Annotated in this window: 33 protein-coding genes, 3 tRNA genes and 7 pseudogenes; 27 read left to right on the forward strand and 16 right to left on the reverse strand. The window is 70.7% G+C overall.

The features are described 5' to 3' along the window. Positions 1 to 310: 310 nt before the first annotated feature. The 3 genes from LP418_RS10050 (at position 311) to LP418_RS10060 (ending at position 1,908) form a co-directional block, all read left to right on the forward strand. On the forward strand, positions 311 to 736 hold the full coding sequence (locus LP418_RS10050) for a hypothetical protein (RefSeq protein WP_257956165.1): 426 nt from the start codon (positions 311 to 313) through the stop codon (positions 734 to 736). 4 nt (positions 737 to 740) lie between these two features. After that, a complete protein-coding gene (locus LP418_RS10055; protein ID WP_257956166.1) occupies positions 741 to 1,436 on the forward strand; it encodes a hypothetical protein in 696 nt (231 codons plus the stop codon). A gap of 91 nt (positions 1,437 to 1,527) precedes the next feature. Continuing rightward, positions 1,528 to 1,908, forward strand: a complete 381-nt coding sequence (locus LP418_RS10060) for a hypothetical protein (RefSeq protein WP_257956167.1) — start codon at positions 1,528 to 1,530, stop codon at positions 1,906 to 1,908. Between the two features lie 149 nt (positions 1,909 to 2,057). On the opposite strand, the gene LP418_RS10065 is transcribed toward LP418_RS10060, so the two are convergent. From LP418_RS10065 to LP418_RS10085, 5 genes are all read right to left on the reverse strand, one after another. Then, on the reverse strand, positions 2,058 to 2,516 hold the full coding sequence (locus LP418_RS10065) for a VWA domain-containing protein (protein WP_257956168.1): 459 nt from the start codon (positions 2,514 to 2,516) through the stop codon (positions 2,058 to 2,060). Then, entirely contained in the window at positions 2,477 to 3,211 is a 735-nt protein-coding gene (locus tag LP418_RS10070; RefSeq protein ID WP_257956169.1) for a VWA domain-containing protein, read from the reverse strand. Before LP418_RS10070 ends, LP418_RS10065 begins: the two co-directional genes overlap by 40 nt. Then, positions 3,166 to 4,332: an AAA family ATPase gene (locus tag LP418_RS10075; RefSeq protein ID WP_257956170.1), complete on the reverse strand. Its 1,167-nt coding sequence runs from the start codon at positions 4,330 to 4,332 to the stop codon at positions 3,166 to 3,168. Before LP418_RS10075 ends, LP418_RS10070 begins: the two co-directional genes overlap by 46 nt. A gap of 127 nt (positions 4,333 to 4,459) precedes the next feature. Next, positions 4,460 to 4,547: transfer RNA gene (locus tag LP418_RS10080), tRNA-Ser, on the reverse strand. A gap of 49 nt (positions 4,548 to 4,596) precedes the next feature. Next, positions 4,597 to 4,971: a hypothetical protein gene (locus tag LP418_RS10085; RefSeq protein ID WP_257956171.1), complete on the reverse strand. Its 375-nt coding sequence runs from the start codon at positions 4,969 to 4,971 to the stop codon at positions 4,597 to 4,599. 116 nt (positions 4,972 to 5,087) lie between these two features. Between LP418_RS10085 and LP418_RS10090 the strand changes: the two genes are divergently transcribed. Both LP418_RS10090 and LP418_RS10095 read left to right on the forward strand, forming a co-directional pair. Continuing rightward, a complete protein-coding gene (locus LP418_RS10090) occupies positions 5,088 to 5,537 on the forward strand; it encodes a hypothetical protein (protein ID WP_257956172.1) in 450 nt (149 codons plus the stop codon). A gap of 72 nt (positions 5,538 to 5,609) precedes the next feature. Continuing rightward, a tRNA-Ser gene (locus tag LP418_RS10095) sits at positions 5,610 to 5,703 on the forward strand. A 364-nt stretch (positions 5,704 to 6,067) separates the two neighbouring features. Here the strand turns inward: LP418_RS10095 and LP418_RS10100 are convergent. From LP418_RS10100 to LP418_RS10135, 8 genes and pseudogenes are all read right to left on the reverse strand, one after another. Beyond that, on the reverse strand, positions 6,068 to 7,108 hold the full coding sequence (locus LP418_RS10100; RefSeq protein ID WP_257956173.1) for a LuxR family transcriptional regulator: 1,041 nt from the start codon (positions 7,106 to 7,108) through the stop codon (positions 6,068 to 6,070). Between the two features lie 114 nt (positions 7,109 to 7,222). After that, on the reverse strand, positions 7,223 to 8,329 hold the full coding sequence (locus tag LP418_RS10105; protein ID WP_257956978.1) for a phosphoenolpyruvate carboxykinase (GTP): 1,107 nt from the start codon (positions 8,327 to 8,329) through the stop codon (positions 7,223 to 7,225). 89 nt (positions 8,330 to 8,418) lie between these two features. After that, positions 8,419 to 8,976, reverse strand: a pseudogene (locus tag LP418_RS10110) (phosphoenolpyruvate carboxykinase (GTP)); the annotation flags it as partial. Positions 8,977 to 9,254: 278 nt separating this feature from the next. Next, positions 9,255 to 9,530, reverse strand: coding sequence for a diguanylate cyclase domain-containing protein (locus LP418_RS32995; protein ID WP_442940159.1), 276 nt, complete (start codon positions 9,528 to 9,530; stop codon positions 9,255 to 9,257). A 358-nt stretch (positions 9,531 to 9,888) separates the two neighbouring features. Further along, positions 9,889 to 10,599, reverse strand: coding sequence for a phosphoenolpyruvate carboxykinase (GTP) (locus LP418_RS10125; protein ID WP_257956979.1), 711 nt, complete (start codon positions 10,597 to 10,599; stop codon positions 9,889 to 9,891). A 55-nt stretch (positions 10,600 to 10,654) separates the two neighbouring features. After that, positions 10,655 to 10,954: pseudogene (locus LP418_RS33000) on the reverse strand (phosphoenolpyruvate carboxykinase domain-containing protein); the annotation flags it as partial. A 139-nt stretch (positions 10,955 to 11,093) separates the two neighbouring features. Beyond that, positions 11,094 to 11,138: pseudogene (locus LP418_RS33005) on the reverse strand (hypothetical protein); the annotation flags it as partial. Then, the gene (locus LP418_RS10135) at positions 11,131 to 11,673 is read right to left on the reverse strand and encodes a hypothetical protein (RefSeq protein WP_257956174.1); all 543 of its coding nucleotides are present in this window, start codon (positions 11,671 to 11,673) and stop codon (positions 11,131 to 11,133) included. The gene LP418_RS10135 and the pseudogene LP418_RS33005, both read right to left, overlap by 8 nt. A gap of 255 nt (positions 11,674 to 11,928) precedes the next feature. On the opposite strand from LP418_RS10135, the gene LP418_RS10140 reads away from it, so the two are divergent. Beyond that, positions 11,929 to 12,001 (forward strand) — tRNA-Arg (locus LP418_RS10140). Between the two features lie 349 nt (positions 12,002 to 12,350). Here the strand turns inward: LP418_RS10140 and LP418_RS10145 are convergent. Beyond that, complete coding sequence (locus LP418_RS10145; RefSeq protein WP_257956175.1) at positions 12,351 to 12,881, reverse strand: DUF6328 family protein; 531 nt, start codon at positions 12,879 to 12,881, stop codon at positions 12,351 to 12,353. A gap of 51 nt (positions 12,882 to 12,932) precedes the next feature. Beyond that, positions 12,933 to 13,676, reverse strand: a complete 744-nt coding sequence (locus LP418_RS10150; protein WP_257956176.1) for an ABC transporter permease — start codon at positions 13,674 to 13,676, stop codon at positions 12,933 to 12,935. Between the two features lie 106 nt (positions 13,677 to 13,782). Between LP418_RS10150 and LP418_RS10155 the strand changes: the two genes are divergently transcribed. From LP418_RS10155 to LP418_RS33025, 20 genes and pseudogenes are all read left to right on the forward strand, one after another. Further along, positions 13,783 to 14,187 carry a hypothetical protein gene (locus LP418_RS10155; RefSeq protein WP_257956177.1) on the forward strand — a complete coding sequence of 135 codons (405 nt, stop codon included), beginning with the start codon at positions 13,783 to 13,785 and terminating at the stop codon, positions 14,185 to 14,187. 35 nt (positions 14,188 to 14,222) lie between these two features. Beyond that, positions 14,223 to 14,582 (forward strand): annotated as a pseudogene (locus tag LP418_RS33010) (S8 family serine peptidase); the annotation flags it as partial. Between the two features lie 130 nt (positions 14,583 to 14,712). Then, positions 14,713 to 15,234, forward strand: coding sequence for a S8 family peptidase (locus LP418_RS10165; RefSeq protein ID WP_257956179.1), 522 nt, complete (start codon positions 14,713 to 14,715; stop codon positions 15,232 to 15,234). A 184-nt stretch (positions 15,235 to 15,418) separates the two neighbouring features. Next, complete coding sequence (locus LP418_RS10170) at positions 15,419 to 15,592, forward strand: CsbD family protein (protein WP_257956180.1); 174 nt, start codon at positions 15,419 to 15,421, stop codon at positions 15,590 to 15,592. A 98-nt stretch (positions 15,593 to 15,690) separates the two neighbouring features. Further along, the gene (locus tag LP418_RS10175) at positions 15,691 to 16,497 is read left to right on the forward strand and encodes an exodeoxyribonuclease V subunit gamma (protein ID WP_257956181.1); all 807 of its coding nucleotides are present in this window, start codon (positions 15,691 to 15,693) and stop codon (positions 16,495 to 16,497) included. A gap of 252 nt (positions 16,498 to 16,749) precedes the next feature. Next, positions 16,750 to 18,189, forward strand: coding sequence for a hypothetical protein (locus LP418_RS30690; RefSeq protein ID WP_336275959.1), 1,440 nt, complete (start codon positions 16,750 to 16,752; stop codon positions 18,187 to 18,189). Next, complete coding sequence (locus LP418_RS30695) at positions 18,134 to 18,397, forward strand: hypothetical protein (protein ID WP_336275960.1); 264 nt, start codon at positions 18,134 to 18,136, stop codon at positions 18,395 to 18,397. The genes LP418_RS30690 and LP418_RS30695 overlap by 56 nt, the downstream gene beginning before the upstream one ends. Beyond that, positions 18,319 to 18,639, forward strand: coding sequence for a hypothetical protein (locus LP418_RS10190; RefSeq protein ID WP_336276053.1), 321 nt, complete (start codon positions 18,319 to 18,321; stop codon positions 18,637 to 18,639). The genes LP418_RS30695 and LP418_RS10190 overlap by 79 nt, the downstream gene beginning before the upstream one ends. After that, the gene (locus tag LP418_RS10195; RefSeq protein ID WP_257956183.1) at positions 18,636 to 19,028 is read left to right on the forward strand and encodes a hypothetical protein; all 393 of its coding nucleotides are present in this window, start codon (positions 18,636 to 18,638) and stop codon (positions 19,026 to 19,028) included. Before LP418_RS10190 ends, LP418_RS10195 begins: the two co-directional genes overlap by 4 nt. A 219-nt stretch (positions 19,029 to 19,247) precedes the next feature. Next, complete coding sequence (locus tag LP418_RS10200) at positions 19,248 to 19,820, forward strand: UvrD-helicase domain-containing protein (RefSeq protein ID WP_257956184.1); 573 nt, start codon at positions 19,248 to 19,250, stop codon at positions 19,818 to 19,820. Next, a complete protein-coding gene (locus tag LP418_RS10205) occupies positions 19,817 to 20,032 on the forward strand; it encodes a hypothetical protein (RefSeq protein WP_257956185.1) in 216 nt (71 codons plus the stop codon). The genes LP418_RS10200 and LP418_RS10205 overlap by 4 nt, the downstream gene beginning before the upstream one ends. Then, positions 20,005 to 20,457 (forward strand): UvrD-helicase domain-containing protein, encoded by a 453-nt coding sequence (locus LP418_RS10210; RefSeq protein WP_257956186.1) that lies wholly within the window; start codon positions 20,005 to 20,007, stop codon positions 20,455 to 20,457. Before LP418_RS10205 ends, LP418_RS10210 begins: the two co-directional genes overlap by 28 nt. Further along, complete coding sequence (locus LP418_RS10215) at positions 20,414 to 21,496, forward strand: 3'-5' exonuclease (protein WP_257956187.1); 1,083 nt, start codon at positions 20,414 to 20,416, stop codon at positions 21,494 to 21,496. Before LP418_RS10210 ends, LP418_RS10215 begins: the two co-directional genes overlap by 44 nt. A gap of 195 nt (positions 21,497 to 21,691) precedes the next feature. Further along, positions 21,692 to 22,225 carry a hypothetical protein gene (locus tag LP418_RS10220; protein WP_257956188.1) on the forward strand — a complete coding sequence of 178 codons (534 nt, stop codon included), beginning with the start codon at positions 21,692 to 21,694 and terminating at the stop codon, positions 22,223 to 22,225. Then, positions 22,207 to 22,563: a hypothetical protein gene (locus LP418_RS10225; RefSeq protein WP_257956189.1), complete on the forward strand. Its 357-nt coding sequence runs from the start codon at positions 22,207 to 22,209 to the stop codon at positions 22,561 to 22,563. Before LP418_RS10220 ends, LP418_RS10225 begins: the two co-directional genes overlap by 19 nt. Further along, positions 22,560 to 22,811: pseudogene (locus LP418_RS33015) on the forward strand (exodeoxyribonuclease V subunit alpha); the annotation flags it as partial. The gene LP418_RS10225 and the pseudogene LP418_RS33015, both read left to right, overlap by 4 nt. A 329-nt stretch (positions 22,812 to 23,140) precedes the next feature. Continuing rightward, complete coding sequence (locus tag LP418_RS33020; RefSeq protein ID WP_442940252.1) at positions 23,141 to 23,302, forward strand: hypothetical protein; 162 nt, start codon at positions 23,141 to 23,143, stop codon at positions 23,300 to 23,302. After that, positions 23,299 to 24,045 (forward strand): AAA family ATPase, encoded by a 747-nt coding sequence (locus LP418_RS10235; RefSeq protein WP_257956191.1) that lies wholly within the window; start codon positions 23,299 to 23,301, stop codon positions 24,043 to 24,045. The genes LP418_RS33020 and LP418_RS10235 overlap by 4 nt, the downstream gene beginning before the upstream one ends. 49 nt (positions 24,046 to 24,094) lie before the next feature. Continuing rightward, entirely contained in the window at positions 24,095 to 24,337 is a 243-nt protein-coding gene (locus LP418_RS10240; RefSeq protein WP_257956192.1) for an ATP-binding domain-containing protein, read from the forward strand. A 9-nt stretch (positions 24,338 to 24,346) separates the two neighbouring features. Continuing rightward, positions 24,347 to 24,590, forward strand: a pseudogene (locus LP418_RS33025) (ACT domain-containing protein); the annotation flags it as partial. A gap of 198 nt (positions 24,591 to 24,788) precedes the next feature. Here the strand turns inward: LP418_RS33025 and LP418_RS10250 are convergent. Continuing rightward, positions 24,789 to 25,400: a nitroreductase family deazaflavin-dependent oxidoreductase gene (locus LP418_RS10250; protein WP_257956194.1), complete on the reverse strand. Its 612-nt coding sequence runs from the start codon at positions 25,398 to 25,400 to the stop codon at positions 24,789 to 24,791. Positions 25,401 to 25,456: 56 nt separating this feature from the next. On the opposite strand from LP418_RS10250, the pseudogene LP418_RS10255 reads away from it, so the two are divergent. Beyond that, positions 25,457 to 26,422, forward strand: a pseudogene (locus LP418_RS10255) (1,4-dihydroxy-2-naphthoyl-CoA synthase). Positions 26,423 to 26,432: the final 10 nt, after the last annotated feature.

Here is a 26,432-nt window from a genome sequence, read left to right on the forward strand (position 1 = left end):
AGACTCGCGGCTCCGCCGACGACAGTGCGTATGCCGCAGCGCTGGCCTCGCTCCACGACGCCGACGACTCCCTGCGCCGGCGCGGGACTGATCACCGACGACGGGATCGACCCCGGCCTGACCGGCGCCATCGGACTGCTCGCCACGCCCACGCTGGCGCTCGACCTCGACGTGGCCGCCCCGGGCACCCGTGTGAAGGCCCGGCACCGACAGGCCGGCAACGCCGTGGCGACGCTCGCCACCAGCGACGGCATCGTCTTCGAGCTGGCGTGGTTCTCCTCCGACCAGTGGCCCGGCGAGCTCTGCCCGGGTGGCAGACATCCCCGACGACATCCGACTCAGCGAGTCGTCGGTGCCCGAGGAGATCGACCTGTCGTTCCACCTCGTCGACGCCACTGGGGAGGCACTGCGGGCGGGTCGCGCCGACCTCGTCCCGGTGCTGATGCGCCAGCACGGCAAAGGCATCGTCGACGGTCAGGCCGAGCCCATCGACGACACCGTCGCCGCCACCGCGGTCGGAGCCATCCACACCGAGGGTCGCGGGCGCCTGCGGGTGCTCGCCGCCCGGGTGTCCGACGAGGCGACGACCGACGTGGGCCCGGTGTCGTGGGTGATGCTGGCCGACGGCTGGCACTCGCTCACGCCACACCGGGTCGATGACGAGTCGAGGCTGACCGTTCGCCGTACACACCCCGCCGATCTCGCCTCCGAGCTCGCGCCCGTCCCGCCCGGGTGACCGCATGACCAACGACGTGAACACGCCCCCGCAGACGGCCACGACCAACGACCGTGGCATGTCCGAGGTCGCGATCGAGGCCGACAAGTACCACCAGATGCTGGCGCTGGCCGACTTCTTCGACGCGTCCGGCTCCGACATGCGCGAGCGCGCCCGCCTCGGCACCGCGATCCTCACCGACCCCGACGTCGTCGAGTCGGCCGAGCTGTCGCCGGCGACCTACGCGCAGGCCGAGGAGGACATCCGGGCGGCCACGACCGGCAAGCAGGGACTCCTGACGCGCTCGGTCGAGCTCGACGCCGACGCCCTCGTCGTCCGCGCCACCGTCCTGACCTACCGCTGGATCGACGAGCTGCAGGCCGCCGCCTTCAAGACGCTCGGCTCCATCGCCGGGCGCGCCATCGGCTATCTCGCCCCCGAGGTCGCGCTCGGTGGCGCGATCGTCTCGGCCGGCCTGATCGAGACCGACTCGCTCGACCGCGACGGCGTCGCCGCCTACCTCAACGAGCTGGCCGACAGCCACCCCGAGCTGATGGACCACCTCACCGACGGCGGTGGCCTGCTCGACGGCCTGCAGATGCGCTCGCTGCTGACCGCCGGCGTCATGTCCTCCGACAGCGGCGCCGCTGCCCGCCCGCGGCGGGCTGCGCGCGCTCGGCGTCGACCCCTTCCCCGCCGACTCCGCCTCGGCACTGCGTGACGCCGCGGCCGGCTTCGCGGAGATCCCGGCCACCGATTCCGCGTCCGAGTCGGCCGGCGACAGCGCCGTACCCTCCTCGATCGAGGACCTCATGGTCAAGCTGACCAGCGCCGACCGCCGGATCAGCGTCCAGCGCATCGGCGCCGGCCGATTCATCGCCTACCTCCCCGGCACTGGATCCTTGACAGACATGGCCCACGAAGGCGGGCGGTTGCGACTCGTCGGCGCCGACAACGCGACCTACGTCCGACAGGTCGTGCGCGCCATCGAGCAGGCCGTCGAAGGCGAGACCGATGCCCGGGTCATGCTGGTCGGTTCGTCGTGGCAGCGGAGCCGCGGCCGCCGAGATCGCGTCGGCCGCCTCCTCACGGGCCTTCGTGGTCGACCAGGTCGTGACCGCCGGCGCCCCGTCGGCCCACGTGCCCTCGATCCCGGAGTCGACGCGGGTGCTGTCGCTGGAGGACCGGGCTGACCCGGTCGCCCTCCTCGGCTCGCTGATCAACGCCGACGTGGCCAACCGCGTCACCGTGGTCTACGACGGGGCCACGGCGGGCGAGCAGCCCTACGTGGCCGGCGGCCGCGCCGCCGACGAGGCGCAGCACCCGGGCCTCAAGGCGGAGATCAAGCGCATCCAGGGAGCTCGGCTACCTCGCGGGCTGAGTGCCCATCGAGATGGCAGACACGAACTCCTCGAGCTGGGTCAGGTTGCGGCACTCCACCATCGGCACGATCTCGCCGTAGGCCGGCGCCGCGCTGTCGCCCGTGCCCCAGTGGCGCGGGTGCTCGGGGTTGAGCCACCACGCATGCCGCACGGCGCCCTCGAGGTCGCAGCACGGGGCAGCGCCAGTCGCTGTAGTTGGAGCGGGCGTCGCCGAGGATGAGCAGGGAGGTCTTCGGACCCAGCGCGTCGGCGTGCTCCTCGGCGAACTTCGTGAACGCGCGACCGTAGTTGGTGCGCCCCCACAAGGCCGCGTGCGCCGCACTGGCCGCGAGGTTCTCCATCACCTCGACGACGTCGCCGCCCGGGGTGAAGTGGTGGGTCACCTCGTGCACGGTGTCGACGAACGTGAAGGCCCGCACCTTGTGGAACTGCTCGCGCAGCGGAAGACCAGCAGCAGGGTGAACTGCGCGAAGTTGGCCACCGACCCGCTGACGTCGCACAGGATGACGAGCTCGGTGCGGTGCGGCCGCTTGGGCCGGTGGTGCGTCTCGAGCGGCACGCCGCCGGTGGACAGTGACGCCCGGACGGTACGGCGAAAGTCGAGCGCCCCGCGTCGACGCGCGTGCTGCTGCTTGGTCAGCCGCGCGGCCAGCCTTCGAGCCAGTGGATAGATCTCGCGGCGCATCTCCTCCGTGTCGGATCGGCGCGCGGCGGTGAAGTCGAGCCGGTCGATCGTCGGGCGGACCACGATGTTGGCGACGTGCTCGGGCCCCTTCTCCTCCGCGATCCGCCGGCGCGCGTCGCCCTCGACGAGGTTCGTGAAGGTCCCGACGCGACGCCCGGCAACACGCTCGGCGTCCCCCTCGGCCATCCCCTCGGCCATCAGCCCGGCGACGATCTGCCCGATGAGCTGCTGCGGAGACACCCGTTGCAGCGCGGTGTACGCCGACCAGCTCGACAGTCCCGGGCCGCGACCGGGCATCGCGCCGAACCGGCCTACCGCCTCCACGGCCGGGTCCTGCAGCCGCTGGCCCTCAGCCTCGCCGGACTGGTCGGCCAACGCCTCGGTCAGCTCCTCCGGGAACGACGTGAGCGCGGCCCCGTTGTCCCGCACGCCACCCTGCGACTCCGGCTCCCCGGCCACGCCGGAGCCGACCAGCCGCGGGTAGTAGAGGTCGAAGATCGCATCGAAGGTGACCGCTGCGCCTGCTTCTTGACCAGCGTTGCGGCGTACACCGTGCGCACGACGTCGCGATCGCCCCACCCGATGTGGCGCATCGCGTCGATCGCGTCGAGGCCCTCGGCGAGCGACACCGAGAGGCCCGCCGAGCGCAGCGCCTCGACGAAACCGATGTGGGTGTCGAGCAGGGTCATGCCTGCGCCAGTCTCAGTTCCTTGACCGCGCGTCTGGTCGGAGGCGTGCTTGAGGACGACGCCGAGGGTGCGCCGGACGGCCTCCTCGTCGAGGTTGTCGATCTCCAGCGCGATCAGGGTGCGCGCCCAGTCGACGGACTCCGCGATCGATGGCGCCTTCTTCAGCTCGAGCTCGCGCAACCGCGCCACCACGTCGACCAGCTGCTTCGCGACGGCGTCGTCGAGACCGGGCACCTGCGAGGTGACGATCTCGCGCTCACGCTCGGCGTCGGGGTAGTCGAGGTGGAGGTAGAGGCAGCGGCGCTTGACCGCTTCGGACAGCTCACGGGTGGCATTGGAAGTGAGTACGACGAACGGCCGGCGCGTTGCCGAGACCGTGCCCAGCTCGGGGATGGTGACCTGGAAGTCGGACAGCACTTCGAGCAGCAGCCCCTCCACCTCGACGTCGGTCTTGTCGACCTCGTCGATCAGCAGCACCGTCGGCTCCTCGCGCCGGATCGCCGTCAGCAGCGGGCGAGTCAACAGGAACTCGTCGGTGAAGATGTCGTCGTGGGTCTCGCTCCGGGCCCGGTCGGACCCACTGGCCCGGATGCGGAGCAGCTGCTTCTTGTAGTTCCACTCATAGAGCGCGCGGGCCTCGTCGAGGCCCTCGTAGCACTGGAGGCGGATCAGCTCGGCGCCCGTCGAACGGGCCACCGCCTTGGCGAGCTCGGTCTTGCCGACACCCGCCGGACCCTCGACGAGCAGCGGCTTCTCGAGCGCACCGGCGAGGTAGGCCGTGGTCGCGGTGGGGAGATCCGCGAGGTAGCCGGCCTCGTAGAGGCGGGCGCTGGCGTCGTCGGGGCTGCTGAACCAGGTCACCTGCGCGAGCATAGGCGGCTGCCGATTCTGAATCGGCCGTGTCGTCATGTAACCGGCAGTTAGCCCAACTGACCGGCCGTTGCGCGGGCCGGTCAGATCATGTAAACGCCGGTTACATGAAGCGACTTGGCGGAGGAGGCGGGATTTGAACCCGCGGTAGCTCTCGCTACGACCGCTTTCAAGGCGGTTCCGATAGGCCGCTCCGGCACCCCTCCACGCGCCGCCCGAAAACGGCACCCGAGCATTCTAGGAGAAGGTGCTGAACTACTCCGAGCCGCCCAGCTCGATCTCGACGTCGTCGTAGGCCGGGTCGTGCAACCGCTGCAGGTGGTGGTTGATGTCGGTGAGCAGGCGCAGGCCGTGGTCACGGACCTCGTCGAGGTCGGGGCTCTCCAGCACCTGCGGGCCGAGCTCGCCGATCCGCGCCAGCAGCGCTCGACGCTCACGCAGCGCCGTACCACGGCGGGCGCTCAGCCGGGCCTCGTCGGGGTGCTCCGACTCGCGCATCAGCACGTCACGGACCCCGGTCATGCGCTGGCGCACCGTCCAACGCCAGTTGCCCGCGGCCACGCCGCCCGCCTCGCGAGGCGCATCGAGGGCCCGGTGCAGGTCTGACAACGCGGCAGTGGCGCTGGTCATCGCGGCCTCCCGAAGCTGGTTCCGTGACAGTGGTTGATCTCGAGTGTGACCCGCACCACAAGCAGGGACAAGGGCTGAGTTGGCACAACCTCGGACGCGTGTGTTCAATCTGCACCGTGCCGTCCGAATATCGAGTTGCTCCAGCCGTCGCCGCCCGACTGATGGGTGGGCTGCTGATCGCGATCTCGGTGCTGGTCTTCGTCACCACCGGGCTGGTCGCCTTCCTCGACCTGCACACGGCTCTGCTGCTCATCCCCGCCGTCCTCGGCATCTGCGCCTCGGCTGCCGGCGCGCTCGTGCTCGCCCGCCGGGGCTGGGTCGTGCGGTTCACCGACGACGGCTACCGCGTCCAGTGGGTGCGCGGAGTGGGAGTGGCCACGGCCCGGTGGAAGGACGTCGAGGATGCGGGCACCACGACGTCGGCCGGCTCTCCCGTGGTCGTCCTGCGCCTCCGCTCGGGCGGCTCGACCACGATTCCGGTCGAGATGCTGGCCGGCGACCGCGAGGAGTTCGTGCGCGACCTGCTGGGCCACCTGCGACGCGGTCAGGGCCTGCGGCAGCTCTGATCGGGTGCGATTCGGCAAAGGCCGGATGCGCCTAGTAACCTCATCCCTGCTCTGGCCTCGAAGGCCGGGCGTGGAGGCGTCGCCTAGTCCGGTCTATGGCGCCCGCCTGCTAAGCGGGTTTGGGGCTACAACCCCATCGAGGGTTCAAATCCCTCCGCCTCCGCCAAATCTCTGGCCCTCCTCCGTGGGGGCCAGAGCTCATTTCTGCACACCTTGCGAAATCGTGCAATGCACAGACTCGCAGTGGCTCGCATGCTGGACATCGGGCCCGGGTCACCGACAATGATGGCGAGTCTCGGACCGTGCTGAGCAAAAAGAGGATGAGAAAATGAACTCCGGACGACGTATTGCCGCTGCGGTCCTGGCCCGCGGCCCTGTCGATGGGGGCCATTGGTCTCAGCGCCGGTCCTGCCGCGGCGACGAAGGACACCTCATGGCCGGTCAAGAACTCCCCCACTCCGTGGGGGACACGTCATGGCCGACTTCATCGGCGTCGCTGGCCGACACCTCGTGGCCGACCTGAGGCGTCGCTAGACACTTTCACCGGACTGCTCCGGGGCATCCTGATGGGTTCCCGGGGGTGAATCCCGCCCGGTGACGCCCCGGCGCCCCATCTCGTAGCCGAGCTGGAAGCGCGAGTCGACCTCGAACTCCTTCTTGAGCTCCGAGACATAGCCGGCGTAGGTGCGCGGACTGACGCCGAGCCGCTTGGCGGCGACCGGGTCGGAATGACCGCCGATCAGCATCCGGATCGTCATGGCGCGCTGCTCGGCCTCGATCGCGCGCACCAAGGTCGCGTCACGGCTGGTGAAGGGCCGCCCCCGCTCCCGGGACCGCTCGAAGATGTCGACGAGATAGGCCACCAACGACGGTTCTCGTACGGCGAGGGCCACCGACTCACCGGCGTTGTTGCGCCCCGGCACGATCGCGATCCGTCGGTCGATGACGATCAGCCGGTCGAAGAACTCGTCGAGCGTGCGCACCTGCGCGCCCTCGACGGTCACGGCCGCGACGTACTTGTTGGTCGCGACCTGCCGTCGGGCGGAGTGCTGGTAGAGGGTGCGCATCATGACCCCGCGTCGCAGCGCTCCCACGTCCCGCTCGACGACCACGGGGAGCTGGTCGATGGCACGCCCCGTCTGCGGCTGGGCGGTCAGCAGCTCCTCTGAGGCATCGGCCACCAATGACGTGATGTAGGGGGTGATGGCGTCCCCGCGCAGCTCCGCGAACGGCCCCCGCAGCGCTTCGGGCGATCGTCGCCACGCGTGGGAGAGGCCCCGGAAGGCCTTCGCCCACTGGGCGGACTCCGCGAGCAGCTCGGCGCCCTGCTGGCCGAGCGGGGAGACCACGTGGGACTGGACGATCGCCGGGTCGACCGGGATCCAGCGGCGCTCGCCCTTGTCGAAGGTGACCGGGCCGATCTCCTTGAGCAGCGCGAACGGCTGGGCCGCCGCACCGCTCTCGTCGATGCGGGGGTCGTCCGAGGCGATCCCTGCCGAGCCGACGAGGTCCTCGTAGAGCTCGGAAGCGGCCGTCTCGAAGACGGAACGCTCCTCAGGTCCGTAGCTCACGCCAACCGCCTCCCTGTCATGACCGGGAGATCCTTCCACAAACGCACCTCCGGCCCGCCCGGATCGATGATCCTGACGGGCCGGGGTGGCCAAGCAGCTGGCTGGGTGTCTCGATCAGGCGCCGAGGCGCTCCTTGAGCACGTCGAGCTCGGTCCAGAGGACGGACGGCAGGTCGTCGCCGAACTTCTCGAACCACTCGGTGATCTGCGGGATCTCGGCCTTCCACTCCTCGACGTCGACCGCCGGGGCGGCCTCGATGGCCTCCGGGGTCATGTCGAGACCGTCGATGTCGAGCGAGCCCGGCGCCGGCACGTGGCCGATGGGGGTCTCGACCGCGGCAGCGGTGCCCTCGAGGCGCTCGATGACCCACTTGAGGACGCGGCTGTTCTCGCCGAACCCGGGCCACAGGAAGTCGCCCTCGTCGGAGAGGCGGAACCAGTTGACGTAGAAGATCTTGGGCAGCTTGGACTCGTCGTTGTCCTTGCCCATGTTGATCCAGTGGCTGAAGTAGTCACCGGCGTTGTAGCCGATGAACGGCAACATCGCCATCGGGTCGCGACGCACCGGGCCGACGGCACCGACGGCGGCCGCGGTGGTCTCCGAGGAGAGCGTTGCGCCCATGAACGTGCCATGGGTCCAGTCGCGGGCCTCGGTCACGAGCGGGATCGTCGTCTTGCGACGGCCACCGAAGAGGATCGCGTCGATCGGCACGCCCCGCGGGTCGTCGTACTCGGCAGCGAGCATGTCGCACTGCTTGATCGGGGTGCAGTAGCGACTGTTGGCGTGGCTGGACAGCTCGTCGCTGTCCGGCGTCCGGGGCTGACCCTTCCGGGACGTGGCCCGGGCCGGGGTGTTCTCCAGGCCCTCCCACCAGACGTCGCCCTCAGGGGTGAGCGCCACGTTGGTGAAGACCGAGTTGCCCTTGTTGATGGTCGCCATCGCGTTGGGGTTGGTGTGCTCGTTCGTGCCGGGCGCCACGCCGAAGAAGCCGAACTCGGGGTTGACCGCCCACAGCCGGCCGTCCTCACCGATGCGCATCCGGGCGATGTCGTCGCCGATCGCCTCGACCTTCCAGCCCGGGATGGTGGGCTTGAGCATGGCGAGGTTGGTCTTGCCGCACGCGCTCGGGAAGGCCGCGGCGACGAACTTCGTGACACCCCGGGGCGAGGTGAGCTTGAGGATGAGCATGTGCTCGGCCATCCAGCCCTCGTCGCGCGCCATGACGCTGGCGATGCGCAGCGCGTAGCACTTCTTGCCGAGCAGCGCTTGCCGCCGTACCCGGAACCGAAGCTCCAGATCGTCCGCTCCTCGGGGAACTGGACGATGTACTTGGTGTCGTTGCAGGGCCGGGGGACGTCGGCCTCGCCCTCGGCGAGCGGCTTGCCGACCGAGTGCAGCGCGGGGACCCACGAGACGTCCTCGCCGATCTCCTCGATCTTGCGCAGGACGTCGGTGCCCATGCGGGCCATGACGCGCATCGAGACGGTGACGTAGGCGGAGTCGGTGATCTCGACGCCGAACATCGGCTTCTCGGCATCCGGGTGACCCATGACGAACGGGATGACGTACATCGTGCGGCCCTTCATGCAGCCGGCGTAGAGCCCGCGCATGATGTCCTTCATCTTCTCGGGCTCCATCCAGTTGTTGGTGGGCCCGCAGTCCTTCTCGTCGACGGAGCAGATGAACGTCTTGTCCTCGACCCGCGCCACATCAGTGGGGTCGGAGGCTGCGTGGAACGAGTTGGGCTTGATCTCGGGGTTCAGTCGCGTGAACGTGCCGGTGCCCTCGAGGGCCGCGGTGAGCTGCTCCCACTCCTCGTCGGAGCCGGTGCACCAGTGGATGTTGTCGGGCTGGGTGAGCTCGGCGATCTCGTTGACCCACGCCGGGGATTCCCCGGTGAGTCGTCGGAGTGGACGTTTCTGAAATGGCGGTCATGCCTGCGGATTCCCTCTCGCGCATTCGCGGTGGTCGCCTCATGGAACGAAGGCGCCACCGGCCGTCGAGCGCATCGACGGTGGTGTCGTGGAGTGTTGATTCGAACCCCGTGCGGCAACGCTGCGGCGACGGTTGTCGCCGAGGCTAACTTGCGCCCTGCGGCGTACATATTGGATCGATCAAGGGTTGTGACGTAGGTCCCACGACCGCCTCAGATCGGCGCGTCCGGGTGGATGCTGCGGGTCTCGGCGCGCCGGTTGCGGGTGTCGATCCAGTCGCGGAAGTAGACCTTGGGCAGCAACAGGCCGGCGATGGTCACGAGCAGCTGGTCGCCGGCGTTGTGCCCGAGGCTGTCGTTGACCTGCTTGAAGTTGTCGAGGTCGAGCAGCAGCACCGCACCGTTGTTGCCGTGAGCGACGTGCCCGCTCGAGGTGGCGCTGCAGCTCGGTGTCGAAGCCGCGACGGTTGGCCAACCCGGTGAGGACATCGTGGTCGACGAGGTGGGCGAGCCGGTCCCGGTAGCGGCGGCGCTCGGAGACGTCGACGACGTTGACGACGTTGACGAGCAGGATCTCGGTCTCGGACCCGGGGCGACGCAGGAGCCGACTGCTGAGGGCGACGTGGATGTCCTCTCCCCGGTGGTTGCGCAGCACGCAGTCGGAGGCGCTGGAGCGGGTAGGGCGGCACCACGACCGTGGCGAGCCCGAGGCCACAGACCACGGCAAAGGTCGGACCGGGCGCGGCGACGGCCGGCCGCGGTCAAAACCGCGGCCGGCCGTCGTCATCGCTTCAGTCCCGAGCTGTCGCATTGCTCCGACCCTACAGATCGGAGCCTGCGCGCAGGGTCAGCCCGCGTCTTCCTCCAGCGCCTTGGCGACCCGGCGGTGGGCCTCCCAGATCGCCCCGGGCATGCGGTCGAACTGCTCGAGGTGCTCGGCCCGGTTGGCCATCTCCTGCTGCCAGCGTGCGTTGTCGATGCTCAGCAGCGTGTCGAGGTCCTCGGGCGTGACGTCGACGCCCTCGAGGTTGAGCTCCTCCTTGGTCGGCACGATGCCGACCGGGGTCTGGCGTCCCTCGACCTCACCGTTGCGCAGCTGCAGCAGCCACAGCAACGGGCGCAGGTTGTCGCGGTAGCCGGGCCACAGGAACCGTCCGTCGTCGCCACGCTGGAACCAGTTGACGTGCGCGAAGATCGGCTGGTCGCTCGCCGCCCCGACGATGTCGAGGTAGTGCTGCGCGTAGTCGCCCTCGCCGTACGCCATGAACGGGCGGTTGGACATCGGGTCGTAGTGGAGCACGCCCTCCTTGCCCTCGGCCGCCGCGGTCGCCTCGGCGCCGAGCGTGAGGCCGTCGTAGACGCCCTCGGCGAGGTCGTGGATCGCGCGGATCAGCGGCTCGCGGTCACGGGTGCGGCCACCGAAGATGATCGCGTCGATCGGCACGCCCGCCGCGGAGTTGTAGTCCTTGGCGATGTTGGGGACGTTGTCGAGCGTCGTGGTGAAACGGCTGTTGGGGTGGGCCCACGGCGAGGAGTCGCTGTCCTTGCGGTCCGCGATCGGGGCGCCGGTCCAGTCCGAGCCACCCGTGGACGGGCTCCGGGTGGCTGGGGGTGCGGCCCTCCCACCAGACCTCCCGGGTGTCCGGGTTGTAGGCGATGTTGGTGAAGATCGCGCCCGTGCCCGGGTCGACCGAGTGCAGCGCGGTCGGGTTGGTGTTCTCGTTGGTGTCCTTGGCGACACCGAAGACGCCGAACTCCGGGTTCATGCCCATCAGCTTGCCGGTGGTCTCGTCGACCCAGAGCCACGCGATGTCGTCGCCGTAGAACGACACGTGGTAGCGATCGCCGAGGGCGTCGGGCGCCAGCATCATCGCCGGGTTGGTCTTGCCGGAGGCACTCAGGGAAGCCGCCACAGATGTGGTAGTCCTTCCCGGTCTCCTTGTCGTGGATGCCGATGAGCATGTACTGCTCGGCGAGGAACTTCTTGCTCGCCCAGCCGTCGTAGGCGCCCCGGCGGAGGCCGTGCGCGATCTTGCCGAGCAGTGCGTTGCCGCCGTACGACGAACCGAAGTGCAGGATCGTGCGCTCGTCACCCACGGTGACGAAGTAGCGCTGGTCGGCGTCGGTGCCCCGGCCGAGGTTCTCCGGTGTCGCCGGTCACGTGGACGGCGCGGACGAACTGGTCGCCCGCGTCGTTGAGGTGCTCGGCGCCGACGCGTGCCATGCGCAGGATGTGCAGCACGACGGTGCGGGTGTCGGTCACCTGGACGCCGGTCGCCCACGGAGCGAGCTCATTGCCCGGGGGCGCCATCAGGTAGGGGATGACGTACATGGTCTTGCCCTGCGAGGCACCGCGCATGCGGTCCTCGAGCATCGGGATCATCTCGGACGCGGGGCGCCAGTTGTTGTAGACGCCCTTGTCCTTCTCGTCGTTGGACGCGACGATCGTGCGCTCCTCGGAGCGAGCGGTGTCCTTGTGGTAGCTGCGGGAGTAGTAGCGCCCCTCGCCTGCGGGCTGGAGCTCACCAGCCGCCAGCGCCTCCTCGATCAGTCGCGCGTCGTCCGCGGGGCTGACCACCTCGATCCGCTCGGCGCCGGTGAGATCGGCGTACTTGCGGACGTATTCGATCACCGCGGGATTGGTCAACCCCGGCTGCCGCCGGGGCTGCCTCGACATCTGCCATGTTCAGGAACTGCCTCTCGTGAGGTGCCGGGGCCGCCTCGTTCGCCCCCAGCCGCGCAACGTGCCTGACACCATAACGACCACCGGACCCGCGGAACGCGCCAGTCCAATTGGATCGTTCCGAACTGTGGGAGGTGGGCTGATTTCGGGTTGACGACAGGGGTCGGCTATTCTCTTCCGGTCGCGCTGTCCGCAGCGCGACATGCGCCTGTAGCTCAACGGATAGAGCATCTGACTACGGATCAGAAGGTTTGGGGTTCGAATCCCTACAGGCGCACAAACGAGGCTCACGACGAAGGACCCCCGGGATGTTTTTCCCGGGGGTCCTTCGCATTGAAGCTGCAGCGAGTGCGCCCGCGCTCGCTTGTCACAGCGGTGAGCCAGCCACATTCCTGCGCGAGATCTTGTGGGTACGCCACCCCTCCCTCGCGAGTCGGCGGGGAAACGCCGGGGCGGGGGTGGGCCAGCCACATTCCACGGCCCGAAAATGTGGGTCACTCACCGCTGCCCGAGCGACAGGACGCGCTCGAGGTTGGGCCGTGGGGCCTGCGCCCGGCGGCGTACGGCGATCTCGAGGTCGTCGGGCACTGGCGGGCCTATCTCGACGACCCTATGCGCTACCTGCGTCACGTCCTGTGAAGGTCGGTCCGGAGGATGCCCGCCGCCGTCGTCAAACCCGACGATGCGCGTCCCGGGCGACGACGCGGGGGATGCCGACGAGCAGCACGAGCAGCACGAGCAGCGAGATACACATGGCTACCACGGCCTCGGTACGACCCGGGGCGACGTCGACGGCGAGGAAGGCGATGCCCGCCAGCAACAGGGCGATGAGAGCCAGCGCGAGCCCGGTCAGCACGTGCGCCGCCTCGACCAGCTCCGGCTTCGCCCCGCCGCCGAAGACGCGGCGGTGGATGGCGACCGGCGCCGGGGTCACCCCCGAGCGTCAGGAGCGCCAGCGCCAGCACCCCGACGTACCAACGCTGCTGGAACGCATCGAGGTCGGTGAAGCGCGACTGGAAGGGCAGCGACACCGGGAACGCCGCGAGCAGCTGGACGCCCGTCTGGCTGACCCTCAGCTCCCGGAGCAGGTCGGACCAGTGCCGGTCCGCGCGCTCCTCGGGGGTCTCGTCGCGTCCCGGCCGGTCGTCTCGCGCCATTCGTCGAGCGTACGGCGAATCAGCGGCGCCGCACCCTCTCTGGGGGTGACCTCATGACTCCGCACGCGCCATCACGACGTACGGCGAACGGCCGGCCAACCTCGTCACCACGATCGCCGTCGTGAGCATCGCCAGTGCGATCCCGGCCAGCACCACGAGCTGGAACTGCGCGGCCACCACCGGGGACGCGCCGCCGAACAGCGCGCCCACGAAGGCCCCGGGCAAGGTGACGAGCCCCGTCGAGCGGGTCTGGTCGAGGGTGGGCAGCAGCGCCTCGCGCGCGGCCTCGCGACCGATCTCGTCGTAGGCCCGGGCCGGCGTCGCGCCGAGCGAGAGCCGGGCCTCGACCTCCTCGCGGCGCGCCCGCGCGTCGCGGACGAAGTTGCGACCGGACAGGGTGGCCGCGCTCATGGCGTTGCCGACGATGATGCCGGCCACCGCGACGACGTAGCGCGCCTCGAGGTCGACGAGGCGCAGCGCGAAGACGAGCAGCAGCGTGACGGACGCACCGGCGAGGACCCCGATCAGCGCGAAGACCCGGCCTCGCGGGATCTCGGAGATCCGGCCGCCGGCGGTCCACGAGGCCGTGCTCAGCATCAGCACCACGAACAGCGCGACCGTCCGGGGCACGGCGAGCACCCCACGCAGGATCAGTGCGATCGCGGCCAGCTGCACCACTGCCCTCAGCATCGCGGTCAGCGGGAGCCAGCCGAGCGGGACGCGGGCAAGGCGCGCCGGGGCGAGCGTCGAGAGCGTCACGACGAGCAGCCCGAGTCCCCACCACAGGTAGTGCACGGATCGATCCTGCCCGAACGTGACTCGTGGCGGGACCCTTCGTTGTACGTCAAGACTGGTCGGTCTGCGCGCTCGGTGCCGGACATCCCCACGGAGGTTGACGATCGTGCGACTCAAGACCACTCTCGCGCTGGGCGCCGCCGCGCTCGTCACGACGGCCAGTCTCGTGGCTCCCACCGGGCCCGCCGCCAACGCGGCCGAGGACCGCGCCAACGTGTCGGCCTTCCCGGCCAAGCAGCTGACCACCCTGTCCGGCTCCGTGCCGACCCCTGTGATGGTGCACGGTGCCACCCTCACCCGGGCCCAGTCGGCCGTCACCGCCACCGGGATGAAGAGGGTCACCAGCTTCCGCAAGATCGGCGTCGTCGTCGCGACCGGCACCGCGTCGCAGATCCGAAGCCGTCCGAAGCCAGCCCGGCGTGACCTACGTCGAGGGCAACCGGGGCATCGAGTTCTTCCAGGGACACCAGCAACGTCGCCACCCGCGGCTACGAGGCGACCCAGACCCTGACCGGCGCCGACGGCAACAAGCTGACCGGCAGGGGCGTGAGCGTCGCGGTCATCGACTCCGGTGTCGACCCGTCCCACCCGTACTTCAAGGAGGCCGACGGCAGCAGCGCGGTCGTCGCCAACCTGAAGACCCTCTGCGACCCGCTGGAGGCGTTCTGCTCGGTGCAGAAGGTCCCCAACAGCGTCGACACCGACACCCTCTCGCTCGGCGGACACGGCACCCACGTCAACGGCATCGTTGCCGGTCGCCCGACGACCCTGTCGAGTGGCAAGAAGCTGCAGGGCGCGGCACCCGGCGCCAAGCTGGTGTCGATCTCGACCGGTGCCGGCATCGTGATCATCGGCGCCGACGCCGCCCTCAACTGGGTGCTGGAGAACCACGCGGCGCCGTGCGGCGTGGGCGTCCCGGCGACCACCTGCCCGCCGATCAAGGTCACCAACAACTCCTACGGTCCGACCGGTGGCGGCGACTTCGAGCCCGAGTCGGCGACCGTCAAGCTCCAGCGCGCTGGTCGCCGAGGGCGTGGTGACCGTCTGGGCCGCCGGCAACGACGGCGGCGACGGCCTCGAGAGCCTGACCAACCCGCCCGGCCGGGACCCGACCGGCGGCATCATCTCGGCCGCGTCCTACTACGACCAGGACAACGGCACCCGCAACGGCGTCGTGTCCGACTTCTCCTCGCGCGGCGACGCCTCGCGCAGCCAGACCCGGCCCGACATCTCGGCGCCCGGCGAGAACATCACCTCGTCGTGCCGCCTCTACCTCGTGATCTGCTCGACCGGCGGTGCGCCGGAGAACGGTCCGGGACTGCTCGACATCGGCACCTTCAACACCATCAGCGGTACGTCGATGGCCGCGCCTCACATCGCCGGGATCGTGGCCCAGCTCTTCCAGGCCAACCCGGCCGCGACCCCGGCCCGGGTCGAGGCCGCGATCAAGGCGACCGCTCACAAGTTCACCGACGGTTCCTCCTACGTCGGCGGGACGTCGTACGACAAGGGCTTCGGCCCGGTCGACGTCGTCGCCGCCGCCACAGCGATCCGCTGAAGGGGTCCGCGCTCAGGGGAAATGAGCGCGGTGCCCGAAGTGCCGGGGGCACGTGACGGCCGGCGCATCCACTGGATGCGCCGGCCGTCCGAACTTTCACCCAGTGGGGTGTTGGTCGCCCGTCGCCTCCGTGGCAGGTTCGTCAGGGACGCCCCACAGGGGACGTTCCGACGAAGGGATCCTCATGGGACTCGACGACAAGATCAAGAACAAGGTGGAAGACCTCACCGGCAAGGCCAAGGAAGGCACCGGCAAGGCGACTGACGACGAGTCGCTCGAGGCCGAGGGCCGCGGTGACCGTGCCTCCGCCGACATCAAGCAGGCCGGCGAGAAGGTCAAGGACGCCTTCAAGCACTGAGCCTCTTCCACCCACGGGACACCGACTCGAGCAGCTCGGTGTCCCGTTCGGCATTCTCGGTGAGCGGGCTTGTCGGTGGTGGGTGGCAGGCTGCCGCCATGGCAGTTCACGTCCACATCGTGGAGCGGACCGACGCCCCGGCCGACGGCCCGGCGTCGCTGCTCGCGACCCCGCTGGCTGATCCGTTCGCCCGCGAGGTCGTGGTCGTGCCCGCGCGGGGTGTGGAGCGGTGGCTGACCCAGCGGCTGTCGCACCGGCTCGGGGTTGGCTCGCGGACCGGCGACGGCGTGTGCGCGGGCGTCGACTTCGTGACGCCGCACTCCCTCGTCTCGATGCTGCTCGACAAGGACGCCGACGACCCCCGGGACCCCGACCGGCTCGCCCGGCCGTTGCTCGACGTCATCGACTCGGTGATGGGCGAGGCCGGGTTCGCCGACCTGACCACGCACCTCGGCGGCGGCGACCCTTCCGACGACCGCTCGACCCGTCGCTATGCCGTGGCGCGCAGGCTGGCGGGCCTCTTCCATTCCTATGCGGTCCAGCGACCCACGCTGATCACCGACTGGCGCGAGGGGCGCGACACCGACGGGGCGGGCGGCGCGCTCGAGGACGACCTGCGCTGGCAGGCGTCCCTGTGGCGTCGGCTCCTCGAGCGGATGGAGACGCCCCCGCCCGACGTGCGGCTGGCCACGACGATCGAGCGGCTGCGCACCGGTGGCGCCGATCTCGACCTGCCCCCGCGACTCTCGCTCTTCGGCCACACCCGGCTGCCCGAGACCGAGGTGGCGCTCCCGGACGCACTCGGCGCGCTGCGCGACGTGCACCTCTGGCTGCCGCAGGCGTCCCCGACCCTGTGGGGCGCGTTGTCCTCCTCGGCGGGTCCGGTGCCGCGCGCGCAGGGATGAGTCTGCCAACCCGGTCGGGCATCCGCTCCTCGGTTCGCTGGGGCGTGACTCGCGCGAGCTGCGGCGCGCGCTCGGCGCCGTACGCACGGTGAATGCGGGTTCCGTGAGCGCACCGCCGGACACGCTGCTCGGGTGGTTGCAGTCCGACCTGCGGGCCAACGCCGCACCCGACGCGTCGCTGCGGGCGTCACGGACCGCCGTCGACGACTCGGTGCAGGTGCACGCCTGCCACGGGTCGGCGCGCCAGTCGACGTGCTGCGAGAGGTGCTGGTCGGGCTGCTCGCCGACGACCCCACGCTCGAGCCGCGCGACATCCCGGTGATGTGTCCCGACATCGAGACCTATGCCCCGCTGATCTCCGCGGGGTTCGGGCTCGCCGACATCGCCGAGGGGCAGGGGCACCCGGCCCACCAGCTGCGGGTGCGGCTCGCCGACCGGTCGCTCGGTGCCACCAACCCGCTGCTCGGCGTCGCCGCCCAGCTCGTCGAGCTGGTGCGCGGACGCTTGACCGCCACCCGGGTGCTCGACCTCGCCGGCAGCGACCCCGTGCGAGCCCGGTTCGGCTTCGGTGACGACGCCCTCGAGCGCATGGCCCAGTGGGTCGGGGAGGCCGGCATCCGGTGGGGCTACGACGCCGACCACCGTGCGGAGTTCGGGCTCGGCGGGCTCTCGGCGAACACATGGGCGGCCGGCATCCGTCGCGTGCTGCTGGGGGCGGCCATGTCGGGGCTGGACCACCGCCGGGTCGCGGGCGCGCTGCCCATCGACGACGTCAGCGACGGTGACCCGGAGCTCGCCGGCCGCTTCGCCGAGTTCATCTCCCGGCTGCACACGTTCCTGTCCGGGGCCGAGGCGGCGCGCACTGTCGCGGAGTGGACGCGGGTGCTGGGCGACGGCGTGCACCAGCTGACCGCCACCGCGCTCGACGACAGCTGGCAGATCGCCCAGTTCGACCGCGAGCTCGCGCGGATCGCCGCCGGAGCCGCGGGCAAGGAGACGCTGCTGCGCCAGTCCGACGTGCGGGCGCTGCTCCAGCAACGGCTGCGCGGGCGACCGACCCGCTCCAACTTCCGCACCGGCACCCTCACCGTCTGCACGATGGTGCCGATGCGCTCCGTGCCGCACCGCGTCGTGTGCCCGGTCGGGCTCGACGACGGAGTCTTCCCGCGCGCCACCGGGGTCGACGGCGACGACGTGCTGGCCCGCAACCCCCGCACCGGCGAGGCGGGACGTGCGGTCCGAGGACCGCCAGCTGCTGCTCGACGCCATCGCCGCGACCACCGAGACGCTGGTGATCACCTACACCGGACGCGGCGAGCACAACGGCGCGGAGCGACCGCCCGCCGTGCCGCTCGGCGAGCTTCTCGACGCCCTCGACCGCACGGCCGCCGCACCGGTGCGCGGTCACGTGCTGACCCAGCACCCGCTGCAGCCCTTCGACGAGGACAACCTGGTGCCGGGACGCCTGCGGGGGGATCGCCCCTTCACCTTCGACCGGTCGGCGCTGGCCGGTGCACAGGCCGCGCGCGGCGAGCGGGCGGTCGTGCGCGAGCTGGTGCCGACGGCGCTGGCGGCTGTCGACCCACCGGCCACCGAGGTGTCGCTGGCCGACCTGCAGGACTTCTTCAAGCACCCGGTGCAAGGTTTCCTGCGGCGGAGGTTGCGGATCACCGGGCCCTACGACGCCGATGAGGTCAAGGACGCCATCCCGATCACCCTCGATGCTCTCGAGCAGTGGGCCGCCGGCGACCACCGGCGACGGCCGTGCTCGGCGGCGCCGACGCAAACGCCGTCGGCGAGGCGATCAGGGCGGGCGGGGCGCTGCCGCCCGGGGCGCTGGGCAAGGGTGTCCTCGACGGCATCATCACCAAGGTCCGGCCTCTCGTGCTCAGCGCGCTGAGCCTGCAGGGCGGCGACCGGCGCACGCTCGACGTCGACATCGACCCGGGCGACCGGCGGGTCACCGGCACGGTCGGCGACATCTTCGGCAACAGCCTCGGTCGCGGTGTCCTTCTCCAACCTCGGCGCGAAGCACCGGCTGGCCGCGTGGCTCAACGCGGTGGCGCTCGGCGGGGCCGGCCCGACGAGAACTGGACGGCGCACACGATCGGCAAGCACCGCTCCGGCGGCCGGTCGCGATGATCCGCCCGCTCGCCGAGCACGACGCGCGGGCGTGGCTGCGCGAGGTCGTCGCGCTCTACGAAGCCGGGCTCCGTGAGCCGCTGCCGTTGCCGGTCAAGACCTCACTGGCGTGGGCCGAGGAGTTCCGGCGCACCCGGGGCGGCAGCGACGGCGACCCCGATGCGCGCGGTCGGGCCGAGTGGACGACGCCGCGCTTCAACGACGCCGGCTTCCCCAAGGAGGACTCCGACGTGTGGCACGTCCGCGTGTTCGGGGAGCACGCCGACTACGACCTGCTCGCGTCTCCGTTGCGTGCGGGCGAGGACGGCCCGGCTCCGCACCGGCTGGGTCACTACGCGTGGCGGCTGTGGAGCCCGGTCCTCGACAACGAACAGATCCGGGGACTGTAGGCCATGCCTCCCAATTCCATGGCCTGCTGCGCGTCGTTAGGCACGCACGCTGGCTGCGTTGTCGTCAGTCGCCATGACTCCGTCATGTCTCCCTCCTCCGCCAAGCCACCACCCCAACAGATCGCTCGCTACGCTCCCCGATCCGCCGGGGACCCCGGAGGTGCCATCGCACGCCCCGAACGACGCTCGCGACGGCCGAGAATTGGGAGGCATGGCCTGATGGACACCTTCGACATCACCCGCGACCTCGCGCCCGGCATCACACTGCTGGAGGCGAGCGCCGGCACCGGCAAGACTCGGACGATCGCCGCGCTCGTGACCAAGCACGTCGCCGCCGGCTCGGTCGGGCTCGAGGAGATGCTGGTCGTCACCTTCACCCGCGCCGCCAGCCGGGAGCTGCGCGAGCGGGTGCGCGCCCAGCTCGACGAGGCCGTGCAGGTGCTCACCGACCCATCCGCACGCGAGGCCGACAATCGCTTGCACGAATGGCTGCTGACCGGCGACGACGTCGAGCTGGCCGCTCGACTGCGACGACTCACCTCCGCCCTCGTCTCCTTCGACGGTGCCACCATCGCGACGATCCACCAGTTCTGCCAGCTCGTGCTGCGCAGCCTCGGCGTCGCCGGCGACACCGACTCCGGCGCCACGCTCGTCGAGGACCCGGAACAGCTGACGTCCGAGGTGGTCGATGACCTCTACCTCGCCGGCTTCGGCGACCGGAGTCGCCGCCGTGGACGCGCACCCGGGCCCTCTCGCTGGCGCGGGAGGTCGTCGGCGATCCGCGGGCGGTGATCGAGCCCGTCGCCGTACTCACCGAGGCACCGGACTCTCCTGCCGCGATGCGGGTCCGGTTCGCGAATGCCGTCCTCGACGAGGTGGAGCGCCGCAAGCGTCGGCTCGGTGTGCTCAGCTACGACGACCTGCTCAGCCAGCTGGCCGACGCTCTCACCGGACTCGACGCCCCCGCCCGCGCGGGATGCGCCGACGCTGGAAGTTCGTGCTGATCGACGAGTTCCGGGACACCGACCCGGTGCAGTGGCAGGTCTTCGAGCGGGCCTTCGCCGACTCGACCACGATGGTGCTGATCGGCGACCCGAAGCAGGCCATCTATGCCTTCCGCGGCGGCGACATCGTCACCTACCTCGCGGCCGCAGATGCGGCGCGCACCACCCAGACGCTCGGGATCAACTGGCGCTCCGACAAGCCGTTGCTCGACGGGCTCCGGAGCCGTGCTGCAGGGCGCGACCCTCGGCGACCCGCGCATCGCCGTACACCCCGTCGAGGCGCACCACGAGACGTCCCGCCTCGCGGGTGCGGGTGCGCCGTTCCGGCTTCGTGTCGTACGGCGAAGCGAGCTCGGCAAGGGTCCGAAGTCCAAGCCCCCGGTGGCCCTGTGGCGCGATCACGTCATCACGGACGCGGCCCATGACATCAAGCGACTGATCCAGAGTGGCGCGACGTTCGAGGGCCGCCCGCTGGTGCCCGGCGACATCGCAGTGCTGGCCGCGCGGCGCAGCGAGCTCGAGGCCACGCAGGAGGCGCTCCTCGCCGTGGGCGTGCCGTCGGTCATCAACGCGGGCGGCTCGGTCTTCCACACGCCGGCCGCCGACGAGTGGGTGGCGCTGCTCGAGGCGCTGGAACAGCCACACCGCTCCGACCGGGTGCGAGCAGCGGCACTGACGTCGTTCTTCGGCTGTTCCGCTGAGGCGCTCGATGCCGGTGGCGACGAGCTGACCGACTCCCCGGCCGACCGGATCCGCACGCTCACCGACGTCTTCACGACCCGGGGCGTCGCGGCGGTGCTCGAGGTGACGGTGGTCGCCGGCCTGACCGCGCGGGTGCTCGGTCGCGTCAGCGGCGAGCGCACGCTGACCGACCTCCGCCACATCGGCGAGGCGCTGCACCGCGTCAGCGTCGAGGACCGGCTCGGCATCGTCGGGCTGCTCGGCTGGCTGCGCGAGCAGGTCGCCGACGACAAGGTCGAGGTCGCCTCCGAGCGGACACGACGACTCGACTCCGACGCCGCGGCCGTGCAGCTGGTCACCATCCACGGCAGCAAGGGCCCGGAGTACCCCGTCGTCTACCTCCCGACCCTGTGGAACCGCTACGTCGGCAACGACCCCGAGATCCCGCTCTTCCACGACGACTCCGGTCGGCGGTGTCGCGACGTCGGTGGCCGCAGTCCCTTCCACCGGCACTCCGTCGCCCGGCACTGGCGCGAGGACGCCGGCGAGTCGCTGCGACTGCTCTATGTCGCGATGACGCGCGCCCAGTCCCAGTCGTCGCGTGGTACGCCGCCGCCGAGCGCAACACGCCGGCGTCGCCGCTGCACCGGATGCTCTTCGGGCGGCGCCCGCAGGGAGAGGTGGTGCCGGACGAGCAGGCGCTCGTCTCCGAGGACCGGCTGCTCGAGATCCTCGGGCACTGGCAGGCCGCCGGCGGACCCTCGGTCGAGGTGTCGGACCTGACCCCGCCCGACCCGACTCCGCTGGAACGGTCGTCCGACACACTCGCGGTGCGGTCGTTCACGCGGTCGGTCGACACGACCCGGCGGCGGACGTCCTATTCGTCATTGTCGGCCGCGAGTGCGGCCCACGGCGATGCCGGTTGGTCCGAACCCCTGTCCGAGCCGGAGGACGTGCCGGAGGTCGGCGACGCCCCTCGTGCTGGGTGAGAGCGGCCCGCCCGATGTCGAGACCGCGGCGGTGCCGTCGCCGATGGCTTCTCTTCCGGTGGGGGCGACGTTCGGCTCGCTCGTGCACGCCGTGCTCGAGCACGCGGACCCCGCGGCGACCGACTTCCGCGCCGAGCTGCTGGGACACATCACCGAGCAGCTGGTCTGGTGGCCGGTCGACCTGTCCACCGACGAGCTCGCCGATGCGCTGGTCTCCGTGTGCCGCAGCCCGCTCGGGCCGTTGGCCGACGACCTGACCCTGCTCGACCTGCGACTCCCCGACCGGCTGCGTGAGCTGGACTTCGAGCTCCCGTTGGCGGGGGTGACGTGGCGGGCTACCCCACCGTCGAAGTGCGACTGGGCGACCTCGCTCCCCTGCTTCGGCGACACCTGCCCGCCGGCGACCCGGTGCTGTCCTACGCCGACACCCTCGACCACGACCCAGACCTCGCGGACCAGCCGTTGCGCGGCTACCTCACCGGGTCGATCGACGTGGTGCTGCGGGTGGGCGGGCGGTTCCTGACCGTCGACTACAAGACCAACTGGCTCGGTGACTCGGACGCGCCGCTGTCGGCCCACGACTACCGCCCGGCGGTGCTCGACGAGGCGATGGGTCACTCCGACTACCCGCTCCAGGCCCTGCTCTACACCGTGGTGCTGCACCGGTTCCTGCGCTGGCGACTGCCCGGCTACGACCCGGCCACGCACCTCGGCGGCGTGCTGTACCTCTACCTCCGCGGCATGTGCGGACCGGAGACGCCGTTGATCGACGGCGCCCCGTGCGGCGTCTTCGCGTGGCGGCCGCCTGTGGCGCTCGTCGAGGAACTGTCCGCCCTGCTGGATGGAGCTGCCACCTCATGAGCGAGCTCTTCGAGCCGATCGATGCCTTCGACCGCGACCCGGCCCTGACCGCGCCACCGAACCTCGCGGCGGTCAACGCCGCCGGGGTGATCACCGCCGCCGACGTCCACATCGCCATCACGGTGGGGCAGCTGAGCGGCGAGCACGACGCCGACGTGCTGCTCGCCGTCGCCCTCACCTCGCGCGCGGTGCGACACGGTTCGGTGTGCCCGGAGCTCTCCGCCGTGGCGAGCCAGCTCGGAGATCTCGGCCTGTCCCGGCCGGCACTCGATGCGTGGTCCGCAGCCATCGAGCGGAGTCCGCTCATCGGGCTCGGCGTGCTGCACTGGGAGCACGGACTGCTCTACCTCGACCGCTACCACGAGCAGGAGACCCGGGTCCTCGACGACCTGACGTCTCGTTCGGCGTCGACTCCGCCGCTCGACCCCTCGTTGCTGGCCGCATCCCTCCAGCGGGTCTTCCCGGACGAGGGCTACGCCGAGCAGCGCACTGCCTGCGCCCATGCGGCCAGCCAGTGGACGACCGTGATCACCGGGGGCCCGGCACCGGCAAGACCACCGCCGTCGCCGGCCTGCTCGTGGCCCTGCACGAACAGGCCGAGATTCGTGGCGAACAGCTGCGGATCGCGATGGCCGCTCCCACCGGCAAGGCCGCAGCCCGTCTCGAGCATGCGGTGCGCGACAACCGCGTTCGTTCAGCGACGCCGACCGGGCGCGGTTGGCGGGGGTCAGCGCGATGACCCTGCACCGCCTGCTCAAGACCCACCCGGGCAACAGCACACGCTTCCGTCACCACCGCGGCAACCGGCTCCCCCACGACCTCATCGTCGTCGACGAGACCTCGATGGTCTCGCTGACGATGATGGCGCGGTTGCTCGAGGCCGTTCGCCCCGACGCACGACTGGTGTTCGTCGGCGACCCCGACCAGCTGTCGTCCGTCGACGCGGGCGCCGTGCTCACCGACCCGGTCCGCGGTTTCGACGGACGTCCGGACAGTCCGGTGGCGGCACTGCAACAGGCGCATCGCTACGGAGAGGAGATCCGCGCCCTCGCCGAGGCGCTCCCGGCTCGGCGACGCCGACGCGGCGATCGCCGCACTCCGGGCGGGGCACGAGCACGTCGAGTGGATCACAGATCTCGACCCCGCGTCGGCGATCCGGGCGACTGCGCTGCCCGCGGCCCTCGCCGTGCACGCGACGCAGCCGCCGGAGGCGACGGGGCCAAGGCACTGGCCGCACTCGACCGGCACCGACTGCTGTGTGCGCACCGCGACGGACCCTTCGGCGTGCGGCACTGGAACCGGCGCATCGAGCAGTGGCTCACGCAGGAGACCGGCGACCCGCTCCACGAGTCGGCCTATCTCGGCCGGCCGTTGCTGGTGACGGCCAACGACTACACTCTGGGCCTCTTCAACGGCGACACCGGCGTGGTCGTCGACACCCCCGGCCGGTCGACGAGTCGCGGTCTCGACGACCAGCGGTGACCTCGAGCTCGCGCCGTCGCGGCTCGGCGACGTCGAGACGCTGCACGCGATGACGATCCACAAGAGCCGGGGCAGCCGGGCCGACGTGGTGACGGTGCTGCTGCCCGACGAGGAGTCGCGGCTGCTGACGCGTGAGCTGTTCTACACAGCGGTCACGCGGGCGCGCACGAAGGTCCGGGTCATCGGTCCCGAGTCCGCCCTCCGCGCCGCCATCGGTCGCCGGGCCCAGCGAGCCAGCGGCCTCCGGGCACGCCCGGCGGACGGAAACACCGGCGCAACACCACCGGACTAGCCTGTGGGGGTGCCCTTCCTCCTGCGCCTCTCCCTGCCCGACGTCCCCGGTTCACTGGGGCGCGTGGCAAGCGCCATCGGTCAGGCGGGCGGTGACATCGAGGCGATCGAGATCGTCGAGAAGTCCGGATCCGGCACCGCAGTCGACGACGTCCTCCTCGAAATGGCGCCGGGTGCGATGCCCGACTCGATCGTCTCGGCCTGCAACGCACTGGACGGAGTCGAGGTGCTCTGGATCAGCCGCTACGCCGCAGGCGGCAACCTGTTCCCCGGACCTCGAGGTGGTCGAGGAGCTGACCGCCCACCCGGGCGAGGCGCTCGACCGGGTCATCGACCTGCTGCCGATCACCTTCCGCGTCGACTGGGCGGTGCGGGTCGGCTCCGACGGCATCATCGGACGCCGGACCGACGCCGGGCCCACAGAGCTCGACTGGGTCGCGCTCGACCAACCGTCACGGCTGCCGGACGACGAGGTGACGGTGCTCTGCGGCGCCCCGCTCGGCAAGGACCTGATCGTGCTGGGTCGCCGGGGCGGACCGGAGTTCCTCGACTCCGAGCTCGCGCGGCTCGGACACCTGCTCGGGCTGGCGCGCTCGATCAACCGCGCTGCCTGAGCTGAAGGTCAGGTGCGCTCGAGCAGGAACAGCGGGATCTCGCGGTCCGTCTTCTCCCCGGTAGCTCGAGTAGGTCGGCCGGGTCGCGACGGCGTGGTCCCACCAGTCGACGCGCTCCTCGCCCTCGAGGAGGCGCACGGAGTAGGTGTGCTTCTCCGCCTTGTCCTGCAGCTCGACCTCGGGGTGCTCGAGGAAGTTGCGGACCCACTCGGGGTTGTCGTCGGAGCCGCCCTTCGACGCGACCGCCGTGTACGCGCCGTCCCGCTCGACCCGCATGACCGGATTCTTGCGGAGGTTCCCGGACTTCCGGCCGACAGAGGTGACCACGACGATCGGATACCGGCTTCCCCGCAGGGTGCCGCCCTTCTCGCCGTTGCTGCTCTCGTACTCCTCGACGTTGTCGCGGACCCACTGGGCCGCGCTCGGTACATAGGTTCCGGTGAGTGCCATGCCGGGCACAACACCACCTCGGGCTGGTCGATTCCATCCCGACTACGCTCGCGCGCATGAGTGCGATCGAGGGCGTGTCCGAGACTTTCGACCCGACAGCGTGGGACGACGTGCCCGGCTTCGAGGACCTGACCGACCTGACCTACCACCGGGCCAAGGCCCACGGCACCGTCCGGATCGCCTTCGACCGGCCAGACGTGCTCAACGCCTTCCGGCCCCACACCGTCGACGAGCTGCTGCGGGTGCTCGACCACGCCCGCCAGTCCGCCGACGTCGGCTGCGTCCTGCTCACCGGCAACGGGCCCAGCGCGAAGAACGGCAAGTGGGCCTTCTGCACCGGCGGCGACCAGCGCATCCGCGGCAAGGCGGGCTACCAGTACGAGACCGCCGGTCACACCGACGAGGCCGCGCCGCCCAACCCGATCGACCGCGCCAAGCTGGCCCGCCTGCACATCCTCGAGTGCCAGCGCCTGATCCGCTTCATGCCCAAGGTCGTCATCTGTGTGGTGCCCGGCTGGGCGGCCGGCGGCGGCCACAGCCTGCACGTCGTCAGCGACCTCACGCTCGCGAGCCGTGAGCACGCCCGCTTCAAGCAGACCGATGCCGACGTGGGTTCTTTCTGACGGAGGGTACGGATCGGCATACCCGGCGCGACAGGTCGGGCAGAAGTTCGCCCGCGAGATCTTTTCCTCGCCGAGGAGTACGGCGCCGAGGAGATGCACGCCATGGGCGCGGTCAACCGCGTCGTGGACCACGCCGACCTCGAGGCAACCGCGCTGGAGTGGGGCGCGAAGATCAACGGCAAGTCGCCGACCGCGCAGCGGATGCTGAAGTACTCCTTCAACCTCTCGGACGACGGCCCGGTCGGCCAGCAGCTGTTCGCCGGCGAGGCGACACGGCTGGCCTACATGACCGACGAGGCGCAGGAAGGCCGCGACCAGTTCCTCGAGAAGCGCAGGCCCGACTGGTCGCCGTACCCCCCGGTATTACTGATTCCACCTGTTTCCGCAGGTCATCCCTGAAGGAGCGGGG

The organism is Nocardioides sp. B-3 (assembly GCF_024703895.1).
Classification (GTDB): domain Bacteria; phylum Actinomycetota; class Actinomycetes; order Propionibacteriales; family Nocardioidaceae; genus Nocardioides.

Excerpts from the sequence above, each read along its gene's own strand:
- LP418_RS10055 (WP_257956166.1), top strand. The coding sequence starts at position 741 with ATGACCAACGACGTGAACACGCCCCCGCAGACGGCCACGACCAACGAC.
- LP418_RS10060 (WP_257956167.1), top strand. The coding sequence starts at position 1,528 with ATGGTCAAGCTGACCAGCGCCGACCGCCGGATCAGCGTCCAGCGCATC.
- LP418_RS10085 (WP_257956171.1), bottom strand. The coding sequence starts at position 4,971 with ATGACCAGCGCCACTGCCGCGTTGTCAGACCTGCACCGGGCCCTCGAT.
- LP418_RS10105 (WP_257956978.1), bottom strand. The coding sequence starts at position 8,329 with ATGGCGCGCGACGAGGGCTGGATGGCCGAGCACATGCTCATCCTCAAG.
- LP418_RS32995 (WP_442940159.1), bottom strand. The coding sequence starts at position 9,530 with ATGTCCTCACCGGGTTGGCCAACCGTCGCGGCTTCGACACCGAGCTGC.
- LP418_RS10145 (WP_257956175.1), bottom strand. The coding sequence starts at position 12,881 with ATGGCGCGAGACGACCGGCCGGGACGCGACGAGACCCCCGAGGAGCGC.
- LP418_RS10170 (WP_257956180.1), top strand. The coding sequence starts at position 15,419 with ATGGGACTCGACGACAAGATCAAGAACAAGGTGGAAGACCTCACCGGC.
- LP418_RS10175 (WP_257956181.1), top strand. The coding sequence starts at position 15,691 with ATGGCAGTTCACGTCCACATCGTGGAGCGGACCGACGCCCCGGCCGAC.
- LP418_RS10195 (WP_257956183.1), top strand. The coding sequence starts at position 18,636 with ATGATCCGCCCGCTCGCCGAGCACGACGCGCGGGCGTGGCTGCGCGAG.
- LP418_RS10200 (WP_257956184.1), top strand. The coding sequence starts at position 19,248 with ATGGACACCTTCGACATCACCCGCGACCTCGCGCCCGGCATCACACTG.
- LP418_RS10210 (WP_257956186.1), top strand. The coding sequence starts at position 20,005 with ATGCGCCGACGCTGGAAGTTCGTGCTGATCGACGAGTTCCGGGACACC.
- LP418_RS10235 (WP_257956191.1), top strand. The coding sequence starts at position 23,299 with ATGACCCTGCACCGCCTGCTCAAGACCCACCCGGGCAACAGCACACGC.
- LP418_RS10240 (WP_257956192.1), top strand. The coding sequence starts at position 24,095 with ATGACGATCCACAAGAGCCGGGGCAGCCGGGCCGACGTGGTGACGGTG.
- LP418_RS10250 (WP_257956194.1), bottom strand. The coding sequence starts at position 25,400 with ATGGCACTCACCGGAACCTATGTACCGAGCGCGGCCCAGTGGGTCCGC.